Annotated in this window: 14 protein-coding genes; 10 read left to right on the top strand and 4 right to left on the bottom strand. The window is 45.4% G+C overall.

What is annotated here, in order from left to right:
• Positions 1 to 167 precede the first annotated feature (167 nt).
• Entirely contained in the window at positions 168 to 896 is a 729-nt protein-coding gene (locus SHAL_RS17015; protein WP_012278353.1) for an HDOD domain-containing protein, read from the top strand.
• 73 nt (positions 897 to 969) lie between these two features.
• Here SHAL_RS17015 and SHAL_RS17010 read toward each other — a convergent pair whose 3' ends face one another.
• A complete protein-coding gene (locus SHAL_RS17010) occupies positions 970 to 1872 on the bottom strand; it encodes a LysR family transcriptional regulator (RefSeq protein ID WP_012278352.1) in 903 nt (300 codons plus the stop codon).
• A gap of 508 nt (positions 1873 to 2380) precedes the next feature.
• Here SHAL_RS17010 and SHAL_RS17005 point away from each other — a divergent pair.
• The 4 genes from SHAL_RS17005 (at position 2381) to SHAL_RS16990 (ending at position 6405) form a co-directional block, all read left to right on the top strand.
• Entirely contained in the window at positions 2381 to 2731 is a 351-nt protein-coding gene (locus SHAL_RS17005; RefSeq protein ID WP_012278351.1) for a hypothetical protein, read from the top strand.
• 179 nt (positions 2732 to 2910) lie between these two features.
• Positions 2911 to 4968 carry a protein-disulfide reductase DsbD family protein gene (locus SHAL_RS17000; protein WP_012278350.1) on the top strand — a complete coding sequence of 686 codons (2058 nt, stop codon included), beginning with the start codon at positions 2911 to 2913 and terminating at the stop codon, positions 4966 to 4968.
• 317 nt (positions 4969 to 5285) lie between these two features.
• Entirely contained in the window at positions 5286 to 5825 is a 540-nt protein-coding gene (locus SHAL_RS16995) for a DsbA family protein (protein ID WP_223296206.1), read from the top strand.
• Entirely contained in the window at positions 5812 to 6405 is a 594-nt protein-coding gene (locus SHAL_RS16990) for a protein disulfide oxidoreductase (protein WP_012278348.1), read from the top strand. Before SHAL_RS16995 ends, SHAL_RS16990 begins: the two co-directional genes overlap by 14 nt.
• Before the next feature lie 110 nt (positions 6406 to 6515).
• Here the strand turns inward: SHAL_RS16990 and SHAL_RS16985 are convergent, their stop codons facing one another.
• Positions 6516 to 7409 (bottom strand): LysR family transcriptional regulator, encoded by an 894-nt coding sequence (locus SHAL_RS16985; RefSeq protein ID WP_012278347.1) that lies wholly within the window; start codon positions 7407 to 7409, stop codon positions 6516 to 6518.
• 141 nt (positions 7410 to 7550) lie between these two features.
• On the opposite strand from SHAL_RS16985, the gene SHAL_RS16980 reads away from it, so the two are divergent.
• Both SHAL_RS16980 and SHAL_RS16975 read left to right on the top strand, forming a co-directional pair.
• On the top strand, positions 7551 to 8060 hold the full coding sequence (locus SHAL_RS16980; protein WP_012278346.1) for a carboxymuconolactone decarboxylase family protein: 510 nt from the start codon (positions 7551 to 7553) through the stop codon (positions 8058 to 8060).
• Positions 8061 to 8194: 134 nt separating this feature from the next.
• Positions 8195 to 8407, top strand: a complete 213-nt coding sequence (locus SHAL_RS16975; RefSeq protein WP_012278345.1) for a dodecin — start codon at positions 8195 to 8197, stop codon at positions 8405 to 8407.
• 41 nt (positions 8408 to 8448) lie between these two features.
• On the opposite strand, the gene queG is transcribed toward SHAL_RS16975, so the two are convergent.
• Complete coding sequence (queG, locus tag SHAL_RS16970) at positions 8449 to 9693, bottom strand: tRNA epoxyqueuosine(34) reductase QueG (RefSeq protein ID WP_012278344.1); 1245 nt, start codon at positions 9691 to 9693, stop codon at positions 8449 to 8451.
• 110 nt (positions 9694 to 9803) lie between these two features.
• The gene (locus SHAL_RS16965; RefSeq protein WP_223296205.1) at positions 9804 to 11633 is read right to left on the bottom strand and encodes a tetratricopeptide repeat-containing diguanylate cyclase; all 1830 of its coding nucleotides are present in this window, start codon (positions 11631 to 11633) and stop codon (positions 9804 to 9806) included.
• 241 nt (positions 11634 to 11874) lie between these two features.
• Between SHAL_RS16965 and SHAL_RS16960 the strand changes: the two genes are divergently transcribed.
• The 3 genes from SHAL_RS16960 (at position 11875) to phsA (ending at position 15929) form a co-directional block, all read left to right on the top strand.
• A complete protein-coding gene (locus SHAL_RS16960; protein ID WP_012278342.1) occupies positions 11875 to 12399 on the top strand; it encodes a phosphatase PAP2 family protein in 525 nt (174 codons plus the stop codon).
• A 131-nt stretch (positions 12400 to 12530) separates the two neighbouring features.
• The gene (locus tag SHAL_RS16955; RefSeq protein ID WP_012278341.1) at positions 12531 to 12968 is read left to right on the top strand and encodes a DUF3069 domain-containing protein; all 438 of its coding nucleotides are present in this window, start codon (positions 12531 to 12533) and stop codon (positions 12966 to 12968) included.
• Positions 12969 to 13658: 690 nt separating this feature from the next.
• A complete protein-coding gene (gene phsA, locus SHAL_RS16950; protein WP_012278340.1) occupies positions 13659 to 15929 on the top strand; it encodes a thiosulfate reductase PhsA in 2271 nt (756 codons plus the stop codon).
• Positions 15930 to 15984 lie beyond the last annotated feature (55 nt).

Genomic DNA, 15984 nt, shown 5'->3' with positions numbered 1-15984 from the left:
TTAATCGGCTATTAATTTAGTAAAGGTAAATTAATGCGAAGAGAATTGTTGAAACTTGTTAAGGTAGTCGCTTATATGGCTTGACCTTTGACGTCATTATGTGGGTTAATTTACACGGAATTAAGTGCACATATTTATTAAAAAAAATATAAGGTTTAACGTTTCGCATGACAGATCTTGAGCAGCAAGTATTTACTCAAGTACGCGCAATTATCTGCAACGAAGAGCAGGTAATTGGTCGTAGAGGGATCCTTATCCCATTGAAAAAGGCCATTATTGCAGACGGTGATATTCGTAACGTTATCGATATCGTTTCATCTGATCCGGCTTTGTCTGCCCATCTGCTTTGGCGCAGCAACAGTGCTGATCACGCTACGCCGCAATCGAGTAAGAATCGCTCATTAAAAGATGCTTTAGTGCGTTTAGGCCAGGTTAATATTTATCGCTATGCGTTTACTTTCTATCTGAAAGAGCGTTTAGACGAACTGAATGAGCCCTATAAGAAGCTGGTTCATGGCTATTGGGCACTAACAGAAGCGATTGCTACCGATGCTGTCGATCAGCTGTACCAGATAGATAGTTTGCAAATTAGCCCAGATGAAGTGCAAACCTTGGCACTATTTAGTGTATTTGGTGACATTATTGCACTCACAGCATTTGCTTACTTGAACTCAGAACTTGAACAGGAGTATCCACTCAGCCTGCTAAAGTCTGTGATTGAAGATAAACAGCAAACCTTAACGCTGGAAGCGTTTGAATCATTAGGGCTAGATGATGATTTACGTGATGAGTTTTTAATCGCGCATAACTTGCGTCAAACGCATAATGCTAACTCTCCAGGTTTGGTATTAAGACGTGTTCTCGCTAAAAAAGGCCTGTTACTGAAGCCGATATGAACTTTTAATGATAAAGCCTGCAATATGCAGGCTTTTTTGTATGCAACAGAAATCATTACGTAATAGATTGGTATCAGTTCAATCTCTGCTTCGCTAAACCTTCTTTTGCCACCAGTTCTAGCCAATGTTGAGCTAAGCGAGCATTGGCACCGTTACGACGATATGCGCCAAACAGTGGACGTTTAAGACCATCTGGCCCCAACTTAACACTAGTAAGGCTAAGTCCTTGAGCTTCGCTAATCGACCAGCTTGGAAGCGCTGCAATACCATCATTACAGGCGATACGCTGCAGTAGCATCATGGTCAGATCACACTTCACCTGCGGCCCAGCCTGTATGCCTGCTGGCTCTAGGAAGTGGCGATAAATATCTAACCGCTCAAGTGAAACCGGATAACTTAAAATCGTTAAGTTTTCCAACTGCTTTGGTGTGACATACTCTTGCTGTGCCAGTGGATGGTCGCTGGCAACCACCAATCTCACTTCAAAATCAAACAGGTGCTGATAAGCAATTGACTGACCGGGTACGGGATCAGAGCTCAGCACCACATCTAGCTCGCCTAACTGCAATGCATTTAGCGAGTCGAACAGGTGACGACTAGAGAGGTCGAGATCGGCCTGTGGATATTGCTTCCTGAACTCTTCCATTACCGGCATTAACCAGCGGAAGCAGCTGTGGCACTCAATACCAACGCCTAAATGATTATCCCCTTCGGCCAAACCTTTCTTCAGATCAAATTCGGTTTCGATCACTTTTGGCAGAATATCTTCAGCAAGGTTGAGTAGTCTCGCGCCTTCTTGTGTAAAAGAGAGGGGTTTGCTCTTGCGCACAAAAATAGCGGAGTTAATGCGAGTCTCTAACTCCTTGATCTGATGCGACAGTGCCGACTGGGTGACGAAGCGTTTTTTTGCAGCCCCAGCGAGGCTGCCGCATTCCTTTAGGGCAACTAACGTACGTAAATGTCTAAGCTCTATCATTTTATCCTCACGTGTAGTTCGCTCATGTTGCGCTTGAATTCGTTTCGATTGCGAATACTAAGGCTAACGCAATAAACGTCCAGATCCCTAGGTATCCAGATGCCCGCTGTTGTGTTTGGTTATTTGAAATTCAGATGGGCGTTGATTCTGAATTTTGCTCATCTTAACATTAAAAGGTATACAATATGCAATTAAAGGTTTGGAATTTCCACGAATTGGTCGTTTACGATATCCATTCACCCAATACTTCCTGCATAGAGGAAGGCTTTATTGAAACTGAATTAGGGGCGTTGATAAGGGGCAGTGAAAAGCCCCTTTGACTCATTTCTAAGCGGTCGAAATAAAAATGCGTAATCGGCTGAACTATTTTTGTAAAAGCCCGGTCATATCCTGTGTTCACCATTGGTTAAACATAGTTTAGATAGCATGTAGCCTAGTTTTTAGGTTTGCACCGGAGTTTATTATCTCGTATTTGAGTTTTCACAAAACAGCGAAACCTTGGACTATTATGGTTTTTACCATCATGGTGCTGCTGTGCTTGGCTCAAAATAGTGGGATATTTAGTGCCTTTAATCAATTGAGTGCCAGCTCGATTTCACAAGCGAGTGAGAGCGCCATTGGCCTTAACAGCGATTCAACTGATAGCAAGCTCAAGGACGCAGAGTTTAGCCAATGTGAACTATCGGAAAAGTCTTTAAGGGTTTGTCTCGACGAGCCGCCTGTGATGCCGTTATTGGTGTTACTGTTTATCTTCCCCTTTATCTCGCCAGCATCGCGATTGCTGCAAAGGGCACTCGATGTGCCTGTGCTACCAAGGCCGCGGCGAATACACCTCTCTTTCTGCCGATTTCAAGAATAAATACGATTAATCTAGCTTCAAATGAGCTAGTGATAACTGTACTTGAATTTGCTTGTTTTAGGCTAAAGTAACGCTAATCTGCTGTTATTTTGTTTAATATTAAGCCGTTAATTAACACTTTGCCTAGCAGCCTATATGGGGCTAAAAGGTTTTGTGAGCCGTTTTCGCGGAGAGATAAATTGAAAATAATAAAACAGATCATTTTAGTGTGCTTGATAGCACTGGCTAATCCGGTCTTCGCCCAATCAACGGGGTGGCTAGAAAACCCAAATCATCCACCGGTTAAAGCAAGATTTATGCTTACTGGAGAGTTAGACAAAGCCACAAATACGATGCCTGGTGTACTTGAAGTTGAGCTTGATGGCGAGTGGAAAACCTACTGGCGTAGCCCTGGTGAAGGCGGCATTGCACCGAGTATTGATTGGAGTGGCTCAACTAATTTAGACAATGTAAATTGGAATTGGCCTGCACCTGAGCAGTTTTCACTGCTTGGACTACAAACTTTTGGCTATCACCAACAGGCTGCATTTCCTATGTTGGTAACGCTGAACGATGCCTCTAAACCTGCTAGTTTACAGGGTAAATTCACCTTATCTTCATGTACCAATATCTGCGTGTTAACCGACTACGATATTAATTTAGAGATCGATCCTCGTGAGCTTAACTCTGATGTCGGTGCGATGTTTTCCTACAACAAAGCACTGTCTAAGGTACCGCAGAAGAAGATCAGCGACACCCTAGTGTTTGGCTGGGATGCTAAAGCTAAGCAGCTACAGGTGGAGATGGATGACACTGGCTGGATAATGCCTAAGTTTATTGTCGATGGTGAGCCTGATACCACGTTTAAATTTGTCATATTTGAGCGTTTTGAAACCGATACCGCAGCGAAAAAACTCAGAGCGGTATTTGATGCATCAAGTTGGTTGGGAGAGCCAGAGCTGCTCGGTAAGCCACTCAATTTAACTGTGATAGACAGTAATCGCGCCGTGGAGTACACCTCTAAAGTTGAAGCTACCACGATTAAATCGAGCCAGACTTCGCTTTTAAAAATGCTGTTAATAGCGCTTTTAGGCGGCTTAATACTTAATGTTATGCCTTGTGTTTTACCTGTTCTGGGGATGAAGTTAAGTGCCGTTATCGCCGCGCCCGATCTGCAGCGCAGGCAAATTCGTCAACAGTTTATCGCTTCAGCACTCGGCATTTTGGTGTCATTTTGGTTACTCGCGGCCTTTATTTTCACCCTTAAACTGACCGGACAAGCAATAGGTTGGGGCGTTCAGTTCCAGAACCCATGGTTTATTGGGTTTATGGCGATTGTGACCTCGGTGTTTGCGTTGAATATGTTAGGCGCATTTGAGATCACTTTGCCATCGAATCTACAAACAAAGCTGGCGACAACAGGCGGCAATGATCATCGCGGACACTTTTTGCAAGGCATGTTTGCCACCTTGCTGGCAACGCCCTGCAGCGCGCCTTTTCTGGGCACCGCAGTCGCTTTTGCCTTAGGCGCTGACGTCTTGAGTCTGTTTGTCATCTTTACCGCTTTAGCATTAGGCATGGCATTGCCTTGGTTAGTGGTAGCCGCATTCCCACAAGTTGCGAATTACTTCCCTAAACCGGGGCGTTGGATGAATGTGGTTAAAGTGGTGTTCTCGGGCCTACTGGTACTGACCAGTCTGTGGCTAATCAGTTTGTTAGCTAACTTCATCCCTACGGTTTATTTGTGGATTGCGGCGGCTATTCTTTTACTGTTGTTCTTGATGTTGATGGCCAAAGTACAAGGTAAAGCCGCTGTCATCGCCAGTGTCAGTATCGGGATTATGGTATTAGCCGTTGCAGCATTTTCGACATCAAACAGGTGGGCGCAGCCGTTACCTACAGACTTAGATTGGCGTGCTCTGAATGAATCAGAAATAGCGAGACAAGTTGCGGCAGGCAAAACCGTGTTTGTCGATGTTACTGCCGATTGGTGTATCACCTGTAAAGCCAACAAGGTGGGGGTGATCTTACAAGATCCGGTATACAGCGAATTGAAAACTGAAAATATAGTGTTGATGGAGGGGGACTGGACCAAGCCGTCAGCGCCAATAACCGAATATTTACAGAGTCATAATCGTTTTGGTGTGCCGTTTAATGTGGTTTACGGTCCGAATGCACCTGAGGGAATTGCCCTGCCGGTGATCTTGTCTGCCAGCGATGTTATCGATGCTATCAACGTGGCTTCGGTAAGATTTTGATTTAAAGCCGCGCCTCAAGCATTTGGACAATAGCGCACAGTGCAAGCGCTTAACCGTTATAAATAGAGCGCTACTATTAGCAGCGCCACGAGATAATCTAAGAGAAAACCTAAGTGAAAAGAATGAAGACTCGTAAAACAGGTAATAATTTAGGCTGTAAGCAGCCAATATTTAAAAGTAGGCTTCAAGCCACACTCTTTATAACAACTATAGCCGCATTTGCATTATATTGCGCTATGTTGGTCATCAGTCAAAATGTGAAAGCTGAAGACTCAAGAGTAAAACCGATGTGGGCGACAGCTCCAACGATGAAGGAGATGATAAATTCTAATCGCTCAGCCCTGTTTCATCGTGCTACCGACCCGTGGAAAGGTGCTGAAAAACCACAAGTCACCATGGTTTACTTTACCGATTTTAACTGCCCTTACTGCAAGAAACTGGAGCCCGAGTTAGATAAGCTCATGGCTGAGTATCCACAGCTTAAAATCATAGTGAAAATGGTGCCATTACAAGGCCAAAGCTCAGTTGAGGCAGTCGATTTTGCACAAAGGGTCTGGTTAAATGAGCCCGCTAAGTTTCTCAAGCTGAAAGATACATTGATGGCGGCGCCTCGTAGGCTAGATAGGCAAACTCTCGCTAAAGCTGCAGCGATGACAAAGACTAGCCAATGGTTGACTCAGGCTGAGAAAAGCATATCACCAGCCATTTCAGATAACTTAGAGTTAATGAGGGGCTTAAGGATAGGCGGCACACCGAGTATGGTGATTGGAGAGCAAATTATTGTGGGCTTGGTGCCATTTGAACGACTAAAACAGCAAGTCGAACTCACATTGGAGGCACGAGATGAGCACGGATAGTCAAAGGCCAGATAAGTCGAATACGAGTGACAGTCGTGCTGATGGTGCAAATCGTGCGGATAGCGTAGGTAAGCCTCTGCCATTTGGTCGTAGATTAATTGGTTGGGTAAAACAATTGTTGTTCATGCTCGTTGTGCTGAGCGTTTTCTCTGCCGCTTTAGATATTTGGCGCAGCAGAGATCTGCCTAAAACGGCGTTGCCAAATATTCAAGCGACAACAGTTCAGGGGCAAGCTGTCGATTTGATAGCCATGAGTCATGAGCAGCCTGTATTGGTCTACTTTTGGGGCTCTTGGTGTCCAGTTTGTAACTTTGTGAGCCCATCGGTGAACATGATTGCAGATAGATATCCGGTTATTACCGTTGCGATGACTTCGGGGACGGATGAAAAGCTGCTTAAATACTTGCAACATAAAGGCTATGACTTTGCCGTCGTTAACGACCCAAGTGGTGAGTTGTCTCAGGACTGGTCGATGCAGTTAACCCCGACACTCTTAGTGATAAAAGATGGCGAGCTGGCTTATTACACGAGTGGCTTTACCAGCTTACCGGGTATGTGGTGGCGGATGCTATTGGCTTAGGATTAGCCGACCGAGAAACTACTTGCACCATAACAAGCCGCATATCATCTGTGTATGCGGCTTGTTACTAACTATTAACTACTGACGACGATCTACTAACTACCTATTACTTATAGCTTTAGCGCTTTGACTAAGTAATCAATAAAGGCACGGATCACCGGTCGCATATGTTTGCCGCCACTGTATAGCGCATAGATATCACCACTGGATTGTTCTGATAAAGAAGGCGTCCACTCGGGCAGGCAACGCACTAAGCTACCATCTTGGATTAAATCATCCATCATCCAACTCGATAGCAGCACTATGCCGCCATGATGAATAGCAGCCTCTAAAATGGGCGTGCCGCCTCTTGAGGTTAAATTGCCCTGCACAGGGACTTTTTTATATTGCTTGGCTTTATGAAAGTGCCAATAGGTACGCTGTCTGTCACGGTCGAGCAGTAGGCAGTTATGTTGCAGTAGGTCATCAGGTTTTTTGGGCGAACCAAACTGCGCTAAATAGGTTGGGCTAGCGCAGAGTGAGGTTTGGTTGGTCATCAGCATTCTGGCATGCAGACTGGAGTCGGCTGGGCTCCCAATACGAATCGCGATATCGATGTTTTCTGAATGCAAATCAACAAGCTGATTATCTAAATCAATCTCAATCTTTACCTTAGGATATTGAGCTAAAAAGCCTGGCAGAATAGGGCAAACTTTTACTCTGCCAAAGCCTTCAAATACCGAAATTCTTAACACGCCTTCTGGCTGCAGTTCTTGCTGCGACAAAGAGGCCTTAAGTGACTCCTCATCGCTAACAAGTTTGCGTGCACCAGTGAGAAACTGCTCTCCGGCCTCGGTCAGTAACAGTTGTCGAGTGCTGCGCTTTAATAGCACGGCATTAAAGTCTTGCTCAAGATTATCGATGTTACGGGCGACGCTAGAAGGCGCCATATTGAGCACCTCTGCTGCTTTGGAAAAACTACCTAGCTCGACGACTTTGATGAAGATCCGCATTGCACTTAGCATGATTAACCTTAAATTTGCTTTTGCGTTTTATGCAAAGGTAAAGCAGTTTTTATCTGTATTCCAGCTTTTTTGTATCTATGGATAATAGTTGCTGTTCTAACAACTAATTCAAATTGCTATTCAATCCATAAGAGGTGAAACATGACTCAATCGACTAATCAAACGCTTTCAATTACCGCAGCACTTGAGAGTGCAGAGATAAGCAGCGGTGTAATGAACTGCATGCTAAAGACTGAACACTATGTCAATAATTGCGGCATTGAGCATACGCTATTGGAGCTTATTCGTTATCGCGTGTCGCTAATCAATGGCTGTGCATACTGTATCGACATGCATTTTAAAGAATCACTTGCAGCTGGCGAAACCGCTCAACGATTGACGTCATTATCTATCTGGCGAGAAGCGCCTTATTACACAGATAGAGAGCGTGCAGTATTGAATTGGGCTGAGGCATTAACGGATTTACCCCACGCAGGCGTTACCCATGAACAGACGCGTTTAGTGGATGCCACGAGAGGATTAAAGGCCTACTTCTCGGACAAAGAGATCAGCGAACTGACATTAGTGGTGATTCAAATTAATGCTTGGAATCGTCTCGCTAAAACGTTCGACTTTGGTGTTGGCAGCTTTGAAGTGACCCAGTCTAAATAAGTCAAAGCAGGTCATAATTGGCCCATTTTGCTGAGTGTGAGTGGCGAACTATTTTCCCCATTCTTTGCCCTGACTAACACAGATGTTGTTCTATACTGATTAAGGTCATTATTTTAATCACCGTTGGGGTCACTATGAGCCATACCTACAAGATTATCGAACTAACAGGATCGTCTCCCATTAGCTCAGATGAAGCCATCAAGAATGCAATTGCTGCGGCAAATGAGTCACTCAAGCACTTGAGGTGGTTTGAGGTGGTAGAAACTAGAGGCCATCTAGAGGAGGGCTTAATCGCTCACTGGCAGGTAACCGTTAAGGTCGGCTTCACCTTAGATCAGAATGCATAACGATTTCTAATGATTTGTTATACAGAGAGAGATGATTAGGCCTACGCATCCCGCGCTAGGCCTTTTTCGATACAGCGAATAATCCTTTGGGTTTTGCGGCTTAGGCTATGGCTGCTAGTGCTTTCGTTAAGACCAAGACTAAGATTAAGACTATGCGCCGCTTGCGGCTCCAGTTTCTGATGTTGCTGCTCAAGAGCCCAGTCGATATGCTCCATCACCATCTCATCCACTTCACTCGATAGCTTACGGGTCTCAAGCGCTGCGATAATCGCTTCACTGTAGGGCGCATTACCCAGCGCAACGGCGATATTTCTTAACCAGCGGCTGTGGCCTATACGGCGAATAGGGCTACCTTCAGTTAACTTTAAAAATATCGCTTCGCTCCATGCAAATAGTTCAACTAGCTGTGGCTGCTTAAGTGAAGGACGAGTATGGAAATCACTTTCTTCGGTTAGCGGTGCCTTAGCATTGACCGGGCAAACCAGTTGGCAATCATCACAGCCATAGATGCGATTGCCGATAGCCTGTCTAAACTCCACCGGTATTGCCCCCTGCAGCTCAATGGTTAAGTAAGAGATGCAGCGACTGCCGTCAACAACATAGGGCTCAACGATGGCATTGGTTGGGCAAGACTTAATGCAGGCCACACACGTGTTGCAGCCCTCGGACACCGGGATATCGACGGGCAGCGGTAGATCTATTAATAGCTCGCCTAAGAAGAACCAACTGCCAGCGTCTTGGTTGAGCAATAAGCTATGTTTGCCAGTCCAGCCAAGGCCTGCCTTATCGGCTAAGGGGCGCTCTAGAATTGGCGCCGAGTCGACAAAGGGGCGCGAATTAGGTTTATCAACACCCAGCAGCTTTAACTCCGCTTCGATTCTATCGCCCAGTTTCTTGAGACGATTACGGATCATCTTATGATAATCACGCCCACCGGCGTAACGAGAGATATAGCCAAGGTTAGGGTTTTTAAGGTTAAACGCAAAGCCGGCTTCGGGTGGTAGGTAATTCATGCGGGCGCTGATGACCCGCTTAGTACCTGGGTGTAGCTCATGGGGTCTTGCGCGCATCATGCCGTGATTGGCCATGTAACCCATATCGCCATGATAGCCCTTGTCTAACCACTGCTGCAGCTTAGGTTCTTCGGCGCTTAAGTCGGTATCGCAAATACCGATTTGAGCAAAGCCTAGCTCTTGACCCCATGCTTTGATGTTAAGCGCTAATTCGCCGAGCTGAGTTGCTGTTAGGGTGTCGATTGCTGCAAGTTGTGAAGGAGAGTCGGACATAGGTCTATTGTCGGCGAAAAGTATCGGCGAAAGTAACGGCTTTAAGTAACCGCTAATGATAGCAGTTATTGGGGGGAAATAGGTATTGCCGTACCTTAGTCTCGGGGAGCTTAGCTCATTTTTGCTTGGTTACGGCCTAGGCTCTTAGCTTGATAGAGTGCATCATCGGCTCTCTTGAGCAGTTGCGATAACTTACTATCCGTTGAGCTTAGGCAGGCAACGCCAGCGCTGATAGTCATATTAAAGCCTTGTGGAAAAGCGCTAAAATCATTCTCACTAACTCTTCGTACCAGAGATTGTGCGATTTCAAATGCTTGAGGCTTATCGATATCCGTTAGGACTATCAAAAACTCCTCGCCACCGACGCGCGCAGTTTCATAAGTGGATGAAATAAGACTACGGCAGGTGTCGGCGAGTAGCTCTAGCGCATGGTCACCCACTTCGTGACCAAACTTGTCATTAATCAGTTTGAAATGGTCGGCATCGAAGGCAATAACAGACAGTGGCCGATCTGTTTTCTGTGCCTCTTCAAAACAGTGCTGTGCCTTGATATAGATATAACGACGATTTGGAAGCTGAGTTAGATCGTCGGTGAGCGCTAGGGCCGAGAGTAAACGATTCTTTTGGATCTGCTTATAGGCAAATACCGAGATGATCATCATCAAAACGCTACCAAGCAAGATGATGATCCATTGCTGCTGCTTATTTTGCTCAAGCATTGCGAGTTCAATTTCTCTGAGCTGCTGATTTTCAATTAGATGTTGGTTCTCTTTTTCTATCTGGTCGACATTAAAGCGGGTACGCATCTCGGTGGTGTAGTTAGAGAGTCGTTTTACATCGAGCTCATTATGCAGTTTCACATACTCATCAAGTGCATAATAGGCTTGTTGCCATTTTCCCTCTTTAAGAAATAGTTGGCTCTGCACCATTTGAAGCAGCGTTAACCCCCTAAGGTTTTTTACTCGATCAAAGGCGCTGCGTGCATAGGCGATACTCTTATGAGCCTGTGGCAGTTGGCCATTGGCAAGATAGATCTGTGCTCGAAACAGATGCATAAAGCTGTAAAAGGCTTCATCTGTGGGGAGGATAAATGGCTCGGCCTCATTGAGATATTGACTGGCTTGATCAAACTCACCAAGTTTAATTAAGGTGCCGGCGATATTGACCGCGACAGTCGCTTGCTCTAACTCTCGGTTATTGCTTTTCCAATACTTATAACCTTTTTCAAACAGTATCTTGGCGCGTTCTAGGTTACCTCGCTCCTCTTCGGCAATGGCGATAGAGACCGATATAGCATTCGCACTGTCAAAGTTTTTGCTTTTGATATAACTGGTTTTAAGTTTTTTAAAGTAGCGAATAGCACTTTTATAATCGCCAAGGCGACGATAGCTGGTGGCAATTTCATACAGACTAGTGCGTGACCAGGCGGGTAAATTTAAGCTCTGGTATAAAGAATGCGCGGTGAGTAAGTCCTCTAAACCTTGGGTAAAGTTACCTTGATAGGAGTGTAGGTAGCCGCGCATGCCTCTGGCGTCGGCAACTAAGCGTAAGTTTTCTAATGCATAGGCATCATTGATCGCCTGGTTATAGCTTTTTAATGCTAACTGCACGTCACCTTTTTGCTCGGTATACCAGGCTTGGCAGAGCTCGAGATCTAACTTGTTGTTAGGGTATTTAGCCAAGTTTGGAGTATTCAATGCCTGCTGAGCAAAGGCTAGTGCCTTGTCGACTTGGCCCTCTTTAAGCGCATTAAATGCCCAGCAACGTGCTCGGGTTAGCCGTAATTGTCTCTGGGTGTCAGCCTTAGAGATTAGAGAGTCTAATTCGGTGAGGTAAGTTTGATAGGTTTCATTCTTTTCAAGGTTACCACTATCGAGCAACTTAAATATCGCATCGGCCTTCAGTGCATCACTTTGCTCGGCATGGCCTGAAGCGCTCATCGAGAGTAAGCCAAAAAATAGAATGATTTTTATTAATAAAAACAGCTTGGGCATTTAGCGTTTGCTTTGTATTGAAGTCATTGATAATCATGGTCAAGCATACACGATAATGGGTGTTTTTAACGCTATTTTTTGCCAGTGTTAGCTGCTGAGAAAGGACTGTAAAAGACAAGTCTTTGCATTTGCGTCAAGCTGCCTGTATAACAACGCCCTCTAAAGGGCGAACGGGAAGGTCACTCGAATGAAAAAAATTTTTGCTTGTCTGCTTTTGCTAGCAAGTGGGTCAACGTCAGCCGCATCAGATTTGGAAAAATCGGGCGATGTATTGCACCTGTTAATTCCTGCTACGGCGTTGGGTGGCAGCCTTATCTATGAAGACGGCTTTGAGGGCGCATGGCAGCTAGCCAAAACAGGCATAGTGTCACGCTTAGTGGTCGAAGGCCTTAAGTACACAGTCGATAAAGACAGACCCGATGGCTCAGGCTCTGACTCGTTTCCATCGGGACACACCGCCGACAGTTTTGCCGCAGCAACCTTTGTGCAGCAACGATACGGCTGGCAGTGGGCTATTCCCGCTTATATTGGTGCCACTTATGTAGGTTACACCCGCGTTGAAAGCGACAAGCACCATATAGAAGACGTATTAGCCGGCGCGGCAATAGGCATATTGTCGGGACTATACTTTACCGACCCCTATAAAGGCATCACCATCACGCCAGTTGTTGGCAATGGAAATTACGGCCTATACGTTAGCGGTAAGTTCTAGCGCGAATTAACTAGAATAAATAGCACTGAATTAAATCGTATTGAATAAAGGAGGCGCCGATATTTTGTAGACTCAAAATATAGCGCCTGCGAGTAGAAATATTTTTAGAGACATCTTGTAGAGAGAAAGTGATGACTGAAGTAACAGCAGCGTACAAAGAGCGCGCCGAACAAGTGGCATTGAACGTGTGTAACACCGTAATGCCGATGAGCGATATTCCTGAAGGTTTGTTCGAAGCCTACGCAAACCTTTGCAACGAGCTAATTGAAGATACCGATCTTAAGTTCAGCGCAGGTTGGGACGCATTACCAGCCAGTGCTAAGAACCTACTGCCGAAAGAAGATTTCCACGGTTTTTACATCGCAAACGCTTGGTTCCAACTCAGTCGCGTAGCGCAAGACATTGCCGATATGGCTGAGACCGACGATGAAATTGCCGAGAAAGAGTACAATGGCATCTTCACTCGTTTGGCAGATGCATCGCTTAAAGAAAGCGTACGTAAGCTTAAGAAAGCCCGCACCGACCGTTCGATGCTTAACAGCATTAAGTCGGTAATCGAAGGCAAGTAATTACTTATGTTCTAGGCTGTTTTAGCACGCTAAAAAAGGCTATGGGAAACCATAGCCTTTTTTGTTGCTGTGCTGAACCTTGGTATTTGGTGAGGGCGATGACGTTACTTTGTCGCGTTAACTCTAGGCTGATGGGGAAATTGTGACCTTTTACCAGAAAATAATATTTTTTACGTGATATATGTCTAAAATATAGGTGATTTCACCTTCTAAATTTTTCGAGTCACGACAATAATATAACTTAAAGAAAACGTCTTAATTTTGTTAAGGTTTATCTTAAATCTGCTCATTCATATCGATGAGTCCATAGCGTTTAACTCCCCTGAAAAGCGACGTTAAATATCAGGCCTCATCTACAACTCAGTGCTGTAAGCACTTGCCAGTGTGTTACATCAAGACGACTAACTGAGAAGATGATTATCTTGCGAAGTCGGGGGAGCATTGGTGTCACCTCTGTAGCGGTCAATCTATTTTCGACATGTCTTTCTGATCACAATTTTACTTGTGATCAAATCTAAATCACATCCGTTTATATGTGATTCACATCTAAATACATTTGAGTTGTTGATCTTAATCATGATTTATTCAAATGAACTGAGCTTACTATGCACACAGCTAGTCTCTAGTCCTAAAAATAAAAAAATTGCTTTTAAATCTGATGTTTATGAATGTGAAGAGAGAGGTAAGAACATGTTGTCTCGCCGCGATTTTTTGGCAAAAGGTAGCGCCTTTTGCGCTATAACAATTTATGCCCCCGGAACTTTAGGGGCGCAAAGTCAGTTATTAACACCCGCTACGCCATTTGTTAAAGAAATAAACAGTATCTGCGAAATGTGTTCAACTCGATGTCCAATTACCGTCGAAAGCAGACAAGATAAGTTGTTTATTCGGGGGAACCTGAACGCTAAGAGCTTTGGTGGTAAGGTATGCGCAAGAGGCACATCAGGTAGCAAGCTACTTAATGATCCTCACCGTTTAGTTAAACCGATTAAACGAACCGGACCTCGAGGCTCGGGAATGTGGCAGGAAATAGAGTGGGAGGAAGCATACCAACTTATTGCTCACAACCTGAATCAAGTTTGTGATCGATACGGACCTGAAGCAATCGCAGTCTCGAGTAAATCGGGCTCATTATCCAGCCATGCCTTTCACTTCGGTAAAGTTATCGGTACTCCAAATATTTTTTCACACGGCTCAACATGTCCAATTTCCTATGCCGTCGCTGCTAAGGTGATGTTCGGTAATGAGCTTAAACTCGATTTAGAAAACAGCAAATATATACTCAACTTTGGTCATAACCTGTTCGAAGGGATCAACATGTCAATGACCCGGGGCTTGTTAGCTGCACAGGAGAAAGGCGCAGTTAAAGTTGTGGTGTTTGAACCTAGATTATCGGTTATGGCAGACAAAGCGGATGAATGGCATGCCATTAAACCCGGCACCGACATTGCCGTTGTACTCGCTCTGAGCCATGTATTGATTGAGGAGCAGTTGTACGACAAATCCTTTGTGCAACAACACGTCAGTGGCTTCGAGGGTTTTGCGACTTCGATGGCACAATATAGCCCTGAATGGGCAAGTGAGATATGTGACGTGTCAGCAGGCGACATTCGTCGTATCGCCCGAGAACTTGCCGCAGCTGCCCCCGCTGCGTTAGCCGACCATGGGCATCGTTGCACCTTTACACCTGAAGAGTTCGATCTTCGACGTGGTATATATGCCATAAACGTACTGCTGGGTAATATTGAACGTAAAGGAGGGGTGTATTTCGCTAAGAAATCTAAGCTGTATAACAAGCTGGCTGGCGAAGCGGTAGCCCCGTCACTGGAAAAAATAAAAGTTGATGGCTTACCAACCCCAGTCTTACCACGCATCGATTTAGCCGAACCTCAGTTTAAGTATGCCGCCAGAGCGGGTGGGCTCTATCAATCTATTATCCCTGCAGCCTTGCTGCAACAGCCCTACGCGATCAAGGCATGGGTGATGTCACGCTCTAACCCGATGCAAACCGTCACTGATCGAACCCAAGTTCAAAATGCACTCGAGGCGATGGATTTTGTTGTCGCCTGTGACGTTTATATCAGCGAGAGTGCGGCCTATGCTGACGTTGTTTTGCCTGAATCCACTTACCTTGAGCGCGATGAAGAGATCGGTGATATGTCTTCCAAGAATCCCGCTTATGCCCTGCGACAGCGAGTCACAGAAACTATCGGTGATACTCGTCCAAGTTGGCAAATATTTAAAGAGATGGCAGACGCAATGGCGTTGGGGCACCACTTCCCCTGGCAAGATATTGTTGACTACCAACAACGCCAGACTGCAAACAACCCTGAGTTATTACCGCAGCTTAGAAAAGAAGGTTTCCTCTCTTTTGGCATCCCACTGTTGATGCGAGAACCAGATATGGTGGCGAAGTTTCGCCAACATTACCCTAATGCGCAGCCTCCATCTGAGCGTGGCGACTACGGAAATCAGCTTCAATTTAGCACGCCAAGTGGCAAGATTGAATTGACCTCTCCTAGTCTCGAAGAGATAGCGCCTGGCCGCAGTGTGATTAGCTACCGCCCCGTGACGCTAAAGCAGCCTAACGAGCTGTACTTTATCCAAGGAAAGTCAGCATTGCACACCAACGCAGCAACTCAAAATATCCCGCTGCTCTTTGATTTGCAGCCCGATAACCCTGTCTGGATCCACCCTGACACAGCTGCAGAATTTAGGATAAATGATGGCGATAGCATCACTATGACGAGTCAAGTGGGAGAGGAGCAAGGCACTGCCAAGCTAACACTTGGGATTCGTAAAGACACCGTTTTCGCACATATGGGCTTTGGTAGTAAGAACCAAGAGCTCACACGCGCCTTCGGTAAGGGATTACATTGCGGCGCCTTATTACCCGATGCCACCGCCGCTATTACCGGCAGTAATGTTCATACCACGGGCGTCACGATCAGACGCGCGTAATGTGTATTGAGTTTAACTAACAAGGAGCGACTTTACTCCAGCCAATGCAATAGCA

Source organism: Shewanella halifaxensis HAW-EB4 (genome assembly GCF_000019185.1).
GTDB lineage: Bacteria > Pseudomonadota > Gammaproteobacteria > Enterobacterales > Shewanellaceae > Shewanella > Shewanella halifaxensis.
Note: the sequence above shows the minus strand (reverse complement) of the source record. Positions and strands in the feature narration are given on the sequence as shown.

What these genes read in the sequence shown, in the direction of transcription:
- SHAL_RS17015 (WP_012278353.1), top strand. Translation starts at nt 168, where the DNA reads ATGACAGATCTTGAGCAGCAAGTATTTACTCAAGTACGCGCAATTATC.
- SHAL_RS17010 (WP_012278352.1), bottom strand. Translation starts at nt 1,872, where the DNA reads ATGATAGAGCTTAGACATTTACGTACGTTAGTTGCCCTAAAGGAATGC.
- SHAL_RS17005 (WP_012278351.1), top strand. Translation starts at nt 2,381, where the DNA reads ATGGTTTTTACCATCATGGTGCTGCTGTGCTTGGCTCAAAATAGTGGG.
- SHAL_RS16995 (WP_223296206.1), top strand. Translation starts at nt 5,286, where the DNA reads ATGATAAATTCTAATCGCTCAGCCCTGTTTCATCGTGCTACCGACCCG.
- SHAL_RS16990 (WP_012278348.1), top strand. Translation starts at nt 5,812, where the DNA reads ATGAGCACGGATAGTCAAAGGCCAGATAAGTCGAATACGAGTGACAGT.
- SHAL_RS16985 (WP_012278347.1), bottom strand. Translation starts at nt 7,409, where the DNA reads ATGCTAAGTGCAATGCGGATCTTCATCAAAGTCGTCGAGCTAGGTAGT.
- SHAL_RS16980 (WP_012278346.1), top strand. Translation starts at nt 7,551, where the DNA reads ATGACTCAATCGACTAATCAAACGCTTTCAATTACCGCAGCACTTGAG.
- SHAL_RS16975 (WP_012278345.1), top strand. Translation starts at nt 8,195, where the DNA reads ATGAGCCATACCTACAAGATTATCGAACTAACAGGATCGTCTCCCATT.
- queG (WP_012278344.1), bottom strand. Translation starts at nt 9,693, where the DNA reads ATGTCCGACTCTCCTTCACAACTTGCAGCAATCGACACCCTAACAGCA.
- SHAL_RS16965 (WP_223296205.1), bottom strand. Translation starts at nt 11,633, where the DNA reads ATGAGCGCTTCAGGCCATGCCGAGCAAAGTGATGCACTGAAGGCCGAT.
- SHAL_RS16960 (WP_012278342.1), top strand. Translation starts at nt 11,875, where the DNA reads ATGAAAAAAATTTTTGCTTGTCTGCTTTTGCTAGCAAGTGGGTCAACG.
- SHAL_RS16955 (WP_012278341.1), top strand. Translation starts at nt 12,531, where the DNA reads ATGACTGAAGTAACAGCAGCGTACAAAGAGCGCGCCGAACAAGTGGCA.
- phsA (WP_012278340.1), top strand. Translation starts at nt 13,659, where the DNA reads ATGTTGTCTCGCCGCGATTTTTTGGCAAAAGGTAGCGCCTTTTGCGCT.